This is a genomic window from Sphingobium sp. V4, from assembly GCF_029590555.1.
Classification (GTDB): domain Bacteria; phylum Pseudomonadota; class Alphaproteobacteria; order Sphingomonadales; family Sphingomonadaceae; genus Sphingobium.
In genome coordinates this window covers 756,639-771,155 of the sequence record NZ_CP081002.1, presented here as the reverse complement: position 1 = coordinate 771,155, position 14,517 = coordinate 756,639, and the positions used below count along the sequence as shown (strand labels likewise).

The following is a 14,517-nucleotide window of genomic DNA, read 5'->3' as shown; positions in this document are numbered from 1 at the left end:
GGACTCAATGTCCGCGCGGGAATAACAGAACAAGCCGGCCCCCCGTTTCGCAGGACATAAGGGAACAGCGATTTCATAAGGGGTTACAGCATCATGCGCACTTCATCCACCCTACGCCTGGCCTTCATCGCCAGCACTGCCGCCATCGCCCTGTCGTCCGCGGCCCAGGCTCAGGAGCCTGCCGCCACGCCCGATGGCGAAATCGTCGTCACCGGCCTGAAGCGCCAATATTTCGGCGACACCCCGGTCAAGGAAATCCCCCAGGCGGTCCAGTTCCTGGAAGGCAAGCTGCTCGACGACCTCAACATCACCCGGCTCGACACCGCGCTGGAACTGGCGAGCGGCGTGTCGCGGCAGAATAATTTCGGCGGCCTGTGGGATAGCTTCGCGATCCGCGGCTTTGCCGGGGACGAGAATTTCCCGAGCGGCTTCCTGGTCAACGGCTTCAATGGCGGCCGCGGCTATGGCGGTCCGCGCGATGCGTCCAACGTCGAGCGGATCGAAGTGCTCAAAGGGCCGAACTCGGCGCTGTTCGGGCGCGGCGAGCCGGGCGGCACGATCAACATCGTCACCAAGAAGCCGACCTTCAAGGAAGGTGGCAGCTTCTCCGTTTCGGCCGGCCGGTGGGACACCTACCGGGTCGAAGGCGACTATAATCTGCCGCTGAGCGACAGCGTCGCGGTGCGCCTCAACGGATCGTTCGAGGATGCCGAAAGCTTCCGCGACACCGTGGAAACACGCAAATATACGCTGACCCCGTCCTTCCTGGCGAAGCTGACCGAGAAGGACATCTTCACCTACGAGATGGAATATGTGAACCAGGAAGTGCCGTTCGAGCGCGGCGTGGTGGCGATCCCGACCGTCAACGCCAATGGCACGATCAGCTATAATCTGGGCGCGATCCCCAACAGCCGCTTCCTGGGCAATCCCAGTGACGGCCCGACCAAGGTCGAGGTGCTGGGCCATCAGGCGCAATATCAGCATGATTTCAGCGACGACTGGACGCTGATGCTGGGCGCAGGCTACAAGGACACGACGTTCGAGGGCTTTTCGAGCGATCCCGAACTGGTTCTGAGCCGCCAGCGGATCGACAATGACGGCCGGACCCTGACCCGCCAGCGCCGCTATCGCGACTACAGCACCACCCATATGGTGTTCCGTGGCGAAATCAGCGGCAAGGTGGAGACCGGGTCGATCGTCCACAATATCCGCATCGGCGCGGACTGGGACAAGTTCAAGATCAAGACCTTCCAGACCCGTTATCGCCCCGTGGCGGCCGATCAGTCCTATGCGATCGACATCTTCAATCCCGACTATACGATCGTCGGCCCCACGCCCAATGTCGTCATCCAGAACGCCACCGAAATCCAGAAGGCCTGGGGCATCTACGCCCAGGACCAGATCGAGATCACCGAGCAGTTCAAGGTGCGCTTCGGCGGGCGCTATGACGATTTCAGCCAGGACATCGACCTGCGCCTGAACGGCACCAACCCGCAGAAGAGCTACACCAAGTTCAGCCCGATGGCAGGCATGGTGTTCGAGCCGACAAAGAGCGTTTCGCTCTATGCCAGCTATGGCAAGGGTTTCCGCCCGAACAGCGGCGTGGGCTTCGATGGCCAGCCGTTCGAGCCGGAAATCAGCGAATCCTACGAAGTCGGCGCCAAGTTCGTGACGCCCGATGGCCGGATCACCAGCACCGTGTCGCTCTACAAGATGAAGAAGGACAATGTGCTGACCACCGACCCGGCCAATGCGGGCTTTTCCAAGCCGGTCGGGTCAGCCAAGAGCAAGGGCATCGAGTTCGACCTCAACGCCAAGCTGCCGGCCGGATTCGAACTCTTCCTGACCTATGCCTATACCGACGCCGAATGGGCGACGAACGCGCTGGACCCCAATTTCGGTTTCCAGATCCTGAAGGGCGATCCGCTGATCAACATTCCCAAGCATCAGGGCAACGCCCTGCTGTTCAAGAATTTCTCGATCGGCGATCATGAAGCGATGCTGGGCGCTGGGGTAACGCATGTCGGCCGTCGCCTGGGCGAAACCGCAACGACCTTCTTCCTGCCCAGCTACACCATCGCCAAGGTGCTGGGGTCGTTCAACATCACCGACCAGATCAAGCTGTCGGCCGATGTGAACAATGTGTTCAACAAGAAATATTATGCCAGCTCCTACGCGGCGCTGTGGATCCAGCCGGGCACGCCGCGGTCGTTCACGGTCCGCGCCAGCTTCGACTTCTGATGCAGCATCGTCGGGACTGCGTGTCCCGACGGGCCGCCGGCGTTCCCCCCTCCAAGCTCGGGAACGTCGGCGGCCTTTTTCTTTTGACGACAAGAGGCGCATCATGACCCGCGCGCAATGGCTTCGCATCCACCGGCTTACGGGCCTCGCCATGGCGGCCTTCCTGCTCGTCCAGGCATTGACGGGGGCGCTGCTGCTCTATCGCGGGCCGGTTGCACGGATGATCGATCCGGCCGGCATGACCAGCCAGGCGCGGGGACCGGCCATATCAGCCGGCGAGGCCGCCGCGCAGGCCGCGCGCTTCCAGCCCGGCCATCATGTCACCCGGCTGTTCGCGCCGGACACGGACAATGCCACCTGGTTCGCCCAGTTGGGCGATGGCGAGGGCCGCACCCGCTACGCCTCCATCGATCCGGCGGGTGGCGGAGTCCGACGCGCGGGCGGCCTGTCCGCCTTCCCGGTCGAGGCGGCGTTGCAGATCCATCATCGGCTGATGGCGGGCAAGGCGGGCATGGTGGTCGTCGCGCTCAATGCGCTGGCGTTGCTTGTCATGGCCGTCAGCGGCCTCCGCTTCTGGTGGCCCAAGCGCAATATCATCAAGGCGCTCGGCATCCGCTGGACGCTCGCGCCGCGAATGGTGCTGCGGCAGGCGCATCGCACGGTGGGCGTCGTGGCCGCCGCCTTCCTGATCGTCCTTGCCGGCACCGGGATGCTGCTGATCGTGCCCGAACTGGCCGGTGACAGCCCGGCGCCGACAGCCGTCGCCACGTCCGCAGCCGCGATCGACCGCAGCCTGATGCTGGCGCAGACCGCCTTTCCCGATCACAGCCTGCGCGACCTGCGGATCGACGGCGACCGCTTGATCGTCAATTTCCACGCGCCCGAGCGCAACGCCCGCGCGGTGCATCGCGCGGTCGTGACGATCGCGCAGCCCCATATCGTCAGCGCGACCCGCGCCGAACAGAGCGGCGCATTGTGGATGACCGTCCTGCCGATCCATGCGGGCGACATCATCGCGCCGGTCGGGCCGGTGCTGCTGCTGGCCGTCGCCATCATCCTCGCGGCGCTGGCTGTGTCCGGCCCGATCATGTGGTGGCACGCCGCCCGGCAGCGCCGCCGCCCCACCCGAAAGGTAACTGCATGACCCTGCTCTACACATCCGATCCCGAACGCGGCCGCATCTGGCGCGAGATTTTCGCGGCAGAGGCGCGCGACATCGGCTTTTTCGATGCGTCGCAGCCGCATGATCCCGCGACGATCCGCTATCTGGCGGCCTGGGCGCCGTCGGCCGCGCTGATCGCCGGGCTGCCCAATCTGGAAATCCTGTTTTCGATCGGCGCCGGCATCGACCAGTTCGACATGAACGCCCTGCCGCCGCATATCCGCGTCGTCCGCATGATCGAGCCGGGCATCGCCGCCGGCATGGTCGAATATGCGACGATGGCGGCGCTGGCGCTGCACCGGAACCTGATCGACTATCGGGAGGCGCAGAAAGACGCGCGCTGGGCGCCCATCAAGCTCAAATCCGCAGGCGAACGGCGGATCGGCGTCATGGGGCTGGGCAATCTGGGTCAGGCAGTGCTGAAGGCGCTAGCGCCGTTCGGCTTTCCCCTGTCGGGATGGAGCCGGTCGCCGCGCGCCATGGAAGGCGTGACCTGCCATGCCGGGGAGGCGGCGCTGCCCGATTTCCTGGCGGCCTGCGACATTCTCATCTGCCTGCTGCCGCTGACCGACGAGACGCGCGGCATTTTGTGCCGGAAGACCCTGTCGCTGCTGCCGCGCGGCGCGGCCCTCGTCAATGTCGGACGGGGCGGGCATCTGGTGGAGCAGGATCTGCTGTCGTTGCTCGACGAGGCGCATCTTTCCGGCGCCGTCCTGGACGTGACCGACCCCGAGCCGCTGCCCGCCGATCACCCCTTCTGGGCGCATCCGCGCATCATCCTGACGCCTCATGTCGCCAGCATGACCCGCGCAGACAGCGCCGCACGCGCGCTGATCGCCAACATTCGCCGTCATCAGGCAGGCGCGCCGATCGAGGGCGAAGTCGTGCGTGGCCGGGGCTATTGAACGGGCGACATTCCATGCCGCCCTGCTCCCCCGATCGCCTGTCCGGCAGATGCCCGAACGACCCGATTGCCGCCTTCGCAGGAGCGCGGCAAACTATGCCGAAAGGATCGCGATAAAGCCGTGAATCTGCGTCCCCACCCGAAGATATCGGGCGCATGTTCCGGCTCCGCCATGTCGTAATGCTGCTGTCAAACGGCTTCCCAAGCCAACCGTAGAACCCGCAAAGGACGCTCCGCCGATGCCCAATTTCCGGCCCAAATATATCAGCTTCGACTGCTATGGTACGCTGACCCGTTTCCGCATGACCGAGATGGCGACCGCCTTCATGGCCGATCGCATCGCGGCGGAAGACCTGCCCGCATTCTGCAAGGATTGGGGCGCCTATCGCCTGGACCAGGTGCTCGGCCCGTGGGAACCCTATCAGGAGATCATCCGCAATTCGCTCGCGCGCACCTGCAAGCGCTGGGGGGTGGAATATCGCGAGGCGGACGCCGACGCGGTCTACAACGCAGTGCCGACCTGGGGTCCGCATGACGATGTGCCGGGCGGCCTGGGCAAGATCGGCGACAAGATCCCGCTCGTCATCCTCTCCAACGCGATGAACGACCAGATCCACCATAATGTCGCGATGCTGGGCGCGCCGTTCCACGCGGTCTATACCGCGCAGATGGCGCAGGCCTACAAGCCCCGTATGCAGGCGTTCGAATATATGTTCGACCAGCTGGGCGCGAAGCCGGAAGAGATGATGCACGTCTCGTCCAGCTTCCGCTACGACCAGAACACCGCCACCGACCTGCATTTCGGCTGCCGCGTATTCGTGGGGCGCGGCCATGAACCGTCCAACGCCTTCTATCGCGATGTCGAAATCCCCCATATCGGCGCGCTTCCGGCGGTGGTGGGCCTGTAGGATCGCAATGACGGTCTCCCCCCTCTCCTACTGGCTGGCAAGCGCCCCCGCCTTCACCGGCGGGGCCAGGGGCGCGGTCGAGGGCAAGGTGGACGTCGCCATCATCGGCGGCGGCTTCACCGGGCTTTCGGCGGCGCTGGCGCTCGCCAGACAGGGCGCCAGCGTCATGCTGCTGGAGCAGGGGCGGGTGGCCGGAGAGGCATCGGGACGCAATGGCGGCCAGTGCAATAATGGCACGGCGCATGACTATGGGGCGCTGTCCGCCCGGTTCGGCAAGGACATCGCCAAGGCCTATTACCGCGCCCATTGCGACGCGGTCGATCTGGTTGAACGGATCGTGCTGGAGGAGGGCATAGACTGCGCCTTCCGCCGGTGCGGCCGGGTGAAGCTGGCGGCCAAGCCCCAGCATTATGAGAAGCTGGTCCGCGCACACGACCTGCTGGCGGCCGAGGTGGACGAGAATGTCCGGCTGGTGCCGCCCGAACGCATGGCCGAGGAAGTGGGATCGGACGCCTTCCATGGCGCGCTGATCCAGACGACCAGCGCGCAGCTGCATCCCGGCCGTTTCGCTATCGGCCTGGCCGAGGCGGCGGCCCGCGCCGGCGCACGGATTTTCGAACAGGCCGAGGTAAGCGGGATGGACCGGCTGCCCGGCGGCTGGCGGGTGACAACGCCCAAGGGGAAGGTCACCGCATCGCAGATACTGGTCGCGACCGGAGGCGCGCCTGCCGCCGCGCCCTTCGGCTTCTTCCGGCGGCGGATCGTGTCGGTCGGCAGTTTCGTGATCGCCACCGAGCCGCTGGACGCCGCGCTGATCGCCCGATTGCTGCCGCATCGGCGCAACTATGTGACCAGCAAGAATATCGGCAATTATTTCCGCCTGACCGCCGACGACCGGCTGATCTTCGGCGGGCGGGCGCGTTTCGCGATCAGCGACCCCCGGTCCGACATGAAGAGCGGGCGCATCCTCATCCAGACCATGGGCGACATCTTCCCGGCGCTCAAGGGCGTGGGCGTGGACCATGTCTGGGGCGGGATGGTCGACCTGACCGCCGACCGCCTGCCACGCGCGGGCGAGCAGGACGGGATATTCTATTCCATGGGCTATAGCGGCCATGGCGTGCAGATGGCGACCTATATGGGCCAGGCGATGGCGCGGGTGATGAGCGGCGACACAGGCGCCAATCCCTGGGCCGGCCTCGACTGGCCGAGCGTGCCCGGCCATTTCGGCAAGCCCTGGTTCCTCCCCTTCGTCGGCCTGTGGTACAAATGGCAGGATATGATCCACTGATGGACGAGATGGCCTCCCTTTCCCGTCGCGGGCTGATCGGCGCAGGTTTGGGCCTGGGCGCCGGGCTGCTGCTGCCCGACGCCGCGCTGGCCGCCAGCAAGCCGCGCCGGGGCGGACGCATCCGCGTCGCCGGCTTGTCCAGCTCGACGGCGGACACGCTCGACCCGGCCAAGGGCGCATTGTCGACCGACTATGTGCGCCATTACATGCTCTATAGCGGGCTGACGGTCATGGGCGCGGACCTCATCGCCCGGCCCGCACTGGCCGAGCGGATCGTCAGCGACGACCAGATCGTCTGGCATGTCCGCCTGCGCAGGGGCGTGACCTTCCATGACGGCGCGACGCTGACGAGCCAGGACGTGGTCTGGTCGCTGCTGCGGCACAAGGACGCGGCCATCGGGTCCAAGATGGCGACCATCGCCGAACAGTTCGCACAGGTGAAGGCCGCAGGTCCGCTGGACGTCGTCATCCGGCTGACCGGTCCCAATGCCGACCTGCCCGCCATACTGGCCCAGTCGCATTTCCTGATCCTGCGCGCCGGCACCAAGGATTTCCGGACCGCCAACGGCACCGGTCCCTATATGGTCACGCAGTTCCGCCCCGGCGTGCGGACGCTGGTGCGCCGCAATCCGGACTACTGGAAACCGGGCAAGGCCTGGCTGGACGAGATCGAGCTGATCGGCATTCCCGACGAAGTCAGCCGCGTCAACGCGCTGTTGTCGGGCGACGTCCATCTGGTCATCGCGATCAACCCGCGATCAACCAGGCGGGTCATGGCATCGCGCAGGCACGGCCTTCTGGAAACGCAGTCGGGCCTCTACACCAACCTCATCATGCGGCAGGACCAGCAGCCGACCGGCAATCCGCATTTCGTCGCGGCGATGAAATATCTGTTCGACCGGCCGCTCATCAAGCGGGCGCTCTATCGCGGCTATGCTACGATCGCCAACGATCATCCGATCCCGCCCTTTCATCCCTATTATCGCACCGACCTGCCGCAGCGCGCGCTCGACCTGGACAAGGCGCGCTGGCATTTGCAGCGCGCGGGGCTGACCGGCGTGCGGCTGCCGGTCTATGCCTCTCCGGCGGCGGACGGGTCGGTCGACATGGCGTCGATCTTGCAGGAATATGGCGCGCGGGTCGGGCTGAAGCTGGCCGTGAACCGGGTGCCGGGCGACGGTTACTGGTCTACCCACTGGATGAAGCACCCGATGGGGTTCGGCAACACCAACCCGCGCCCGACCGCCGACCTGCTGTTCAGCCTGTTCTACAAATCCGACGCGCCCTGGAACGAGAGCGGATGGAATAATCCCCGTTTCGACCGGCTGCTGCTGGAAGCGCGGGGCGAAGCCGACCAGGGGCGGCGCAAGCAGCTGTACGGGGAGATGCAGGAGCTGGCCTATCATCATTGCGGCACGAGCATCCCGGTCTTCATCAGCCTGCTCGACGGCTATGACCGGCGGCTGAAGGGACTGCATTCCGTCCCGCTGGGCGGCCTGATGGGCTATCAGTTCGCCGAGCATATATGGTGGGAAGACTGATGGCGGGCGCCCCCTCCTCCAGCGGCCTGAAGGCCGCGCTGGTCCTGATCGGCAAGCGTTTCGCATCCTCGCTGCTGACCCTGTTGCTGGTATCGGTGACAATCTTCGTCATCGCCCAGTTGCTGCCGGGCGACGCCGCGCAGGAAGCGCTGGGCCAGAGTGCGACCGCCGAACAGGTCGCCGCGCTGCGGCATGAAATGGGCCTCGATCGGCCCGCGCCGATCCGCTACATCAGCTGGCTGACGGGGATGGTGGGCGGCGATCCGGGCCAGTCGCTCGTCGCCAATATGCCGGTGTCGGAGGTGATAGCGGAACGGCTGCCCAACAGCCTGCTGCTGGCTGCGCTGACGGCGCTGGTCGCGGTGCCGGTCGCGCTCGCGATCGGCATCGGATCGGCGATGAACCGCGGCGGACGGCTCGACCGGGCGCTCAATATCGCGACGCTGTCGATGGTCGCGGTGCCGGAATTCCTGGTCGCCACGATCGCGGTCCTGATCTTCTCGGTAAAGCTGCGCTGGCTGCCCTCCATCGCGCTGGTGTCCGACGACATGAGCTGGGGCGACTATCTGCGCGGCGTCGCCATGCCGATCCTGACGCTGTGCGTCATCGTGGTCGCGCAAATGGCGCGGATGACCCGGGCGGCGGTGATCGACCAAATGGACCGGCCCTATGTCGAAATGGCGCTGTTGAAGGGCGTAGCGCCGGTGCGGATCGTGCTGAAGCACATCATGCCCAACGCCATCGCGCCGATTGTCAACGCCATGGCGCTGAGCCTGTCCTATCTGCTGGGCGGAGCCGTGATCGTGGAAACCATCTTCAACTATCCGGGGCTTGCCAGCCTGATGGTCAATGCCGTCACCAGCCGCGACATGCCGCTGCTCCAGGCCTGCGCCATGATCTTCTGCGCGGCCTATCTGATTCTGATGCTGATTGCGGACGTCACCGCAATCCTCGCCAACCCCAGGCTGCGCGCACAATGATCGCTGTCTCTCTCTCCAGGGCAAAAGCCCTTCCCCTGTCGGGCAAGATCGGGCTGGCGCTGGTCCTCTTCTGGCTGCTCGCCGCCCTGTTCGGGCCGATGCTGGCCCCCTACCCCGTCGGCGCCTTCGTCGCCTATGACGTGTTCGACGGGTCGTCGGCGGCGCACTGGCTGGGCAGCGACTATCTGGGGCGCGATGTACTGAGCCGCCTTTTGTCGGGCGCGCGCTATACGGTCGCGCTGGCCGCCGCCGCCGCGATGTTGGCGAGCGCGACCGGCACGGCGCTCGCCCTGACCGCCGCCGTGGGCGGGCCAAGGGTGGATGAGCCGCTGTCCCGCTTCATGGACATGCTGATCTCGATCCCGTCCAAGATCTTCTCGCTGGTGCTGGTGGCGGCCTTCGGCTCATCGCTCGCCCTGCTGCTGATCATCGCGGCGATCACCTATGTTCCGGGCAATTATCGCATCGCGCGCGCGCTGGCGGTGAACCTTGGGCAGATGGACTATGTGCAGGTGGCGAAGGCGCGGGGCGAAGGCCGTTTCCATATCGCCATCGCCGAAATCCTGCCCAACATGATCCACCCGCTGCTCGCCGATTTCGGCCTGCGCTTCGTGTTCATCGTGCTGCTGCTGTCAGGCCTCAGCTTCCTGGGCCTCGGCGTCCAGCCGCCCGAAGCGGACCTGGGATCGCTGGTGCGCGAGAATATTTCGGGCCTGGGCGAAGGGGCGCTGGCGATATTGGCGCCGGCCGTCGCGATCGCGACGCTGACCGTGGGCGTCAACCTGCTGATCGACGCGATCGGCTTTGCGGGCAAGGGGAAAGGCCGATGAACGCGACGTCCCCTCATGTCGAGGTGAAGGGCCTGACCGTCACCGCGCGCAACGCGCAGGGCGAAACCTTCCCGATCGTCAGCGGCATCGATTTTGCCCTGAAGCGCGGCGAGGTGCTGGCGCTGATCGGGGAATCGGGGTCGGGCAAGACGACCATCGCCCTCACGCTGCTGGGCCATGCCCGGCCGGGCGCTCGAATCGCGGGCGGCTCCATCCGCGTGGGCGATTCAGATATCCGCACGCTCGATGCCAGGGGACTGGCGAGCCTGCGTGGCAATCGCATCGCCTATATCGCCCAGAGCGCGGCCTCCGCCTTCAACCCGTCGCGCACGATCATGGACCAGGTGATCGAGCCCGCGCTGATCCACGACCTGATGCCGCGCGAGCAGGCCGAAGCGAAGGCGGTCGACCTGTTCCGCGCCCTCGCCCTTCCCTTCCCCGATACGATCGGATCGCGCTATCCGCATCAGTTGTCGGGCGGGCAGTTGCAGCGGCTGATGGCGGCGATGGCGCTGATCACCGATCCCGAACTGGTCATATTGGACGAGCCGACAACGGCGCTGGACGTGACGACCCAGATCGAGGTGCTGCGCGCTTTCAAGGCGGTGGTGCTGGAGCGCGGCGCGACCGCCGTCTATGTCTCCCACGACCTGGCGGTCGTGGCGCAGATGGCCGACCAGATCGTGGTGCTGAGCCAGGGCCGCATCCGCGAGGCCGGCGCAGCGGCGCAAATCCTGCACAGCCCCGCCGACGACTATACGAAAACGCTGATGGCCGCCGCGCGGCCGGCGATCCGGCCCGCGCCGGACAAGGCCGAACTGCCCGCCGCGCCGCTGCTGGAAATTCGGGGGCTGACGGCAGGCTATGGCAAGATCGGCAAGGATGGCCGCCCGCGCATTCCGGTACTGCGCGACATCAACCTAACGATCGAGCGGGGCGCGACCCTGGGCGTGATCGGCGAATCCGGGTCGGGCAAGTCGACCATCGCGCGGGTCATCGCCGGGCTGCTGCCGCCCGCGAGCGGGCAGGTGCTGCTGGACGGCGAACCGCTGCCGCCAGGGCTGGCCGGTCGCAGTCGTGAACAGTTCCGCCGCGTGCAGCTGGTATTCCAGAATGCCGATACCGCGCTCAATCCCGCGCATAGCGTAGGGCAAATTCTGGAGCGGCCGCTGGCCTTCTACCATGGGTTGAAGGGCAATGCCGCGCATTTGCGCGTGCTGGAGCTGCTGGACCTCATTCGCCTGCCCGCGAGCCTCATCGACCGCAACATCGGCGGATTGTCGGGCGGGCAGAAGCAGCGCGTCAACCTGGCCCGGGCGCTGGCGGCGGACCCGCAGCTGATCCTGTGCGACGAGGTGACGTCGGCGCTGGACACCGTCGTGGGTGCGGCGATCCTCGACCTGATGGCGGAGTTGCGGCGCGAACTGGGCATCGCGACGATGTTCATCAGCCACGACATCTCGACCGTGCGGGCGATCTGCGACGACATCCTCGTCCTCTATTCGGGCACGATGGTGGAGATGGGACCACGCGCCGCCTTCCAGACGGCCCCTTTCCACCCCTATACCGACCTGCTGATCGGCTCCGTGCCGGAAATGCGGGCGGGCTGGCTGGAGGAAAGCCATGCCGGACGCCGACCGCCGCCGATCGGCGCGGCCGGGGACCATCCCGACCTCTGCCGTTTCCTGCCCCGCTGTGCCGCGCGGGTGGACGGCCTGTGCAACATCACCCCGCCGCCCCGCCATCCCCTGGATAAGGGCAGCCGCATCCTCTGCCATCTTGGAGAAGAAAGCCTGTGTCCGTCATGAGCCGGTTCGTTCGACTGGGCGAAACCGACCGCCCGCCTGTGACCCTGCATGTGGATGGTCAAGCCGTAGAGGCGCTGGAGGGCGACACGCTGATGGTGGCCCTGCTCGCCAATGGCGGCACGCTGCGCCAGAGCGAGTTCGGGCCGGAAATGCGGGCCGGCTTCTGCCTGATGGGCGCCTGCCAGGATTGCTGGGTCTGGACCGAAAAGGGCGAGCGGCTGCGTGCCTGCTCCACGCTGGCGGCGCCCGGCCAGCGCATCGTTACCAGCCAGCCGGAGGCATCATGGCCCAGCCACGCATAATCATCGTCGGCGCCGGTCCCGCCGGCACGCGCGCGGCGCAAGCCTGCGTCGCGGCGGGGCTGCGGCCGGTGGTCATAGACGAAGGACGGCGCGACGGCGGGCAGATCTATCGCCGCCAGCCCGATCATTTCACCCGGCCCTATGCGAAGCTCTACGGCACCGAGGCGGACCGGGCGCAGGCAGTGCATGGCACATTCGACGCGATCCGGGAGCAGATCGACTATCGGCCCGAAACGCTGGTCTGGAACATCGCCGACCGGCATGTGTGGACGGCGAACCAGACAGATCAGGAGGCATTGCCCTTCGACGCGCTGTTGCTCTGCACCGGGGCGACCGACCGGCTGATGCCGGTCAAGGGCTGGCACTATGCGGGCACCTACAGCCTGGGCGGGTCGCAGGTCGCGCTCAAGAGCCAGGCGGTGTCGATCGGGCATCGCGTGGTGTTCATGGGGTCGGGGCCGCTGCTCTATCTGGTCGCCAGCCAATATGTGGAGGCGGGTGCGGATGTGGCCGCCGTGCTGGACACCTCACCCTTTTCGGCGCGGGTCAAGGCGTTGCCCGACCTGCTGGCGGTGCCGTCGGTGCTGTGGAACGGCGTCAGGCTGACCCAGGCGCTGAAACAGGCGGGCGTGGCCGTGCATCTGGGCGTGACGCCGGTCGAGATCCTTGGCGAGTCCGATACGGGCGTGAGCGGCGTGCGGTTCCGTAACGGCGCTGGCAAGGAACGGAGCATCGCCTGCGACGCGGTGGCGATGGGCTATCATCTGCGGCCCGAAACGCAATTGGCCGATCTCGCCCGCTGCGCCTTCGCCTTCGATTCCGGCACGCGGCAATGGTTGCCGGAACGCGACGGCGACGGACGGGCGAGCGTGGAGGGCGTCTATCTGGCAGGCGATGGCGCGAAGATATTGGGCGCGCGATCGGCCGAGGCGAGCGGGAAGCTGGCGGCGCTGGCGGCGCTGGCGGATCTGGGCCTGCCGGTGGACAAGGGCGAGATGGCGAGCCTGCGCGGCGATGTAGGCACTTATGCGAAGTTCGCGCGCGGCCTCGCCAAAGCCTTCCCCTGGCCTGCGAGCCAGGCCGCTGCACTCCCCGACGAGGCGATCCTGTGCCGTTGCGAGGGCGTGACGGCGGGCGACCTGCGTGCCGTGATGCGCGAGACGGGCGCCAAGGAAGCCAATCGGGCCAAGGCGTTCAGCCGCGTCGGCATGGGCCGGTGCCAGGGCCGCTATTGCGGCCTTGCCGCGGCCGAGCTGATCGCGGCGGAAGCGAGCGTCCCGGTGGAGCAGGTGGGCCGCCTGCGCGGACAGGCGCCGGTCAAGCCACTCAGCATTGGCATCGGAGACGAAAAGTGAGCGGCGCGAGCGACGTCATCATCGTAGGTGGCGGACTTATGGGATCATCGGCCGCGCTGTTCCTGCGCGGACACGGAATGTCTGTCACGCTGCTGGAGACCGACCTGATCGGGCGGCAGGCAAGCGGGACCAATTTCGGCAATGTCCGGCGGCAGGGACGGCCGATCCATCAGCTGCCGCTCGCCAACCGCGCCATCGCCATCTGGCGCAAGTCGCGCGAGCTGCTGGGCGCGGATGTCGAATATCTCCAGTCGGGGCATATCCGCGTCTGCTATCGCGAGCGGCCCGAACTGGTCGGCGCGATGGAGGATTATGCCGACAAGGCGCGGCTGGAGGGGCTGGACCTCGAACTGCTGAGCGGCAATGCGCTGCGCGACAAATTTCCCTTTTTCGGGCCCGACGTGCTGGCCGGCTCCTATTCGGCGCTGGACGGCCATGCCAATCCGCGCCTGGCCGCGCCCGCTTTCGCGCGGGCGGCGGCGCGGCTGGGCGCTGTGATCCATGAAAATACGCAGATCGTGGACGCGCAGAAGATAGGCGAGGACTTTATCGTCACGGCGGCGGACGGACGCACGTTCCGCGCGCCGATCCTGCTGATCACCGCGGGGGCGTGGGGCAACGCGCTGTCCTCGCAATTTGGCGAGCCGGTGCCGATCACGCCGCGCGGCCCGAACATGAGCGTCACCGAGCCGGTCCCCTATGCGATTCCCCCGGCGGTCGGGGTGATGACGCCGCTGGAGGAGGAGACGGTCTATTTCCGCCAGGTTGCGCGCGGCAACATCGTGCTGGGCGGCAGTACGCGCGGACCCTCCTTCCCCGACCAGTATCGCGCCTATGTCGAGCCGCAGAACACGCTGAGCCAGCTAAGGCAGATACGGCGTCTGGCGCCGGCACTCGGAAAGCTCAACATCATCCGCGTCTGGTCCGGCATCGAGGGCTATATGCCCGACAGCCAGCCGGTGATGGGTCCGAGCGCGACGACCAGCGGCCTTTATTACGCCTTCGGCTTTTCGGGATCGGGCTTCCAGATCGGGCCGGGCGTGGGCGAGACAATGGCGGAGATCATCGCGAAGGGCGCCACGGATATTCCGATGGAGCCATACAGGATCGCGCGATTTGCGGTGGATTGACCAGCACCCATTCAGCTTTACCGACGCCTCAATGAATATGATTTATGAGGCGTGCATCCATGTCC

At 66.4% G+C, this 14,517-nt stretch carries 12 protein-coding genes; all 12 read left to right on the top strand.

The annotated features are described in order from the left end of the window. Window positions 1-93 precede the first annotated feature (93 nt). A complete protein-coding gene (locus tag K3M67_RS19200; RefSeq protein WP_066855204.1) occupies window positions 94-2,241 on the top strand; it encodes a TonB-dependent siderophore receptor in 2,148 nt (715 codons plus the stop codon). A 103-nt stretch (window positions 2,242-2,344) separates the two neighbouring features. Further along, on the top strand, window positions 2,345-3,385 hold the full coding sequence (locus K3M67_RS19195) for a PepSY-associated TM helix domain-containing protein (protein ID WP_285833036.1): 1,041 nt from the start codon (window positions 2,345-2,347) through the stop codon (window positions 3,383-3,385). Then, a complete protein-coding gene (locus K3M67_RS19190) occupies window positions 3,382-4,308 on the top strand; it encodes a 2-hydroxyacid dehydrogenase (protein WP_285833035.1) in 927 nt (308 codons plus the stop codon). Before K3M67_RS19195 ends, K3M67_RS19190 begins: the two co-directional genes overlap by 4 nt. Before the next feature lie 238 nt (window positions 4,309-4,546). Further along, entirely contained in the window at window positions 4,547-5,215 is a 669-nt protein-coding gene (locus K3M67_RS19185) for a haloacid dehalogenase type II (protein ID WP_066855195.1), read from the top strand. Between the two features lie 7 nt (window positions 5,216-5,222). Next, a complete protein-coding gene (locus tag K3M67_RS19180; RefSeq protein ID WP_066855193.1) occupies window positions 5,223-6,506 on the top strand; it encodes an NAD(P)/FAD-dependent oxidoreductase in 1,284 nt (427 codons plus the stop codon). Beyond that, the gene (locus K3M67_RS19175; RefSeq protein WP_285833034.1) at window positions 6,506-8,047 is read left to right on the top strand and encodes an ABC transporter substrate-binding protein; all 1,542 of its coding nucleotides are present in this window, start codon (window positions 6,506-6,508) and stop codon (window positions 8,045-8,047) included. Before K3M67_RS19180 ends, K3M67_RS19175 begins: the two co-directional genes overlap by 1 nt. Then, window positions 8,047-9,027: an ABC transporter permease gene (locus K3M67_RS19170; protein ID WP_157102418.1), complete on the top strand. Its 981-nt coding sequence runs from the start codon at window positions 8,047-8,049 to the stop codon at window positions 9,025-9,027. Before K3M67_RS19175 ends, K3M67_RS19170 begins: the two co-directional genes overlap by 1 nt. After that, window positions 9,024-9,857 (top strand): ABC transporter permease, encoded by an 834-nt coding sequence (locus tag K3M67_RS19165; protein ID WP_285833033.1) that lies wholly within the window; start codon window positions 9,024-9,026, stop codon window positions 9,855-9,857. The genes K3M67_RS19170 and K3M67_RS19165 overlap by 4 nt, the downstream gene beginning before the upstream one ends. Beyond that, entirely contained in the window at window positions 9,854-11,665 is a 1,812-nt protein-coding gene (locus K3M67_RS19160; protein ID WP_066855185.1) for an ABC transporter ATP-binding protein, read from the top strand. The genes K3M67_RS19165 and K3M67_RS19160 overlap by 4 nt, the downstream gene beginning before the upstream one ends. Next, entirely contained in the window at window positions 11,662-11,967 is a 306-nt protein-coding gene (locus K3M67_RS19155) for a (2Fe-2S)-binding protein (protein ID WP_066855182.1), read from the top strand. Before K3M67_RS19160 ends, K3M67_RS19155 begins: the two co-directional genes overlap by 4 nt. Beyond that, a complete protein-coding gene (locus K3M67_RS19150) occupies window positions 11,949-13,322 on the top strand; it encodes an FAD/NAD(P)-dependent oxidoreductase (protein ID WP_285833032.1) in 1,374 nt (457 codons plus the stop codon). The genes K3M67_RS19155 and K3M67_RS19150 overlap by 19 nt, the downstream gene beginning before the upstream one ends. After that, entirely contained in the window at window positions 13,319-14,452 is a 1,134-nt protein-coding gene (locus K3M67_RS19145) for an NAD(P)/FAD-dependent oxidoreductase (protein WP_084438924.1), read from the top strand. The genes K3M67_RS19150 and K3M67_RS19145 overlap by 4 nt, the downstream gene beginning before the upstream one ends. Window positions 14,453-14,517 lie beyond the last annotated feature (65 nt).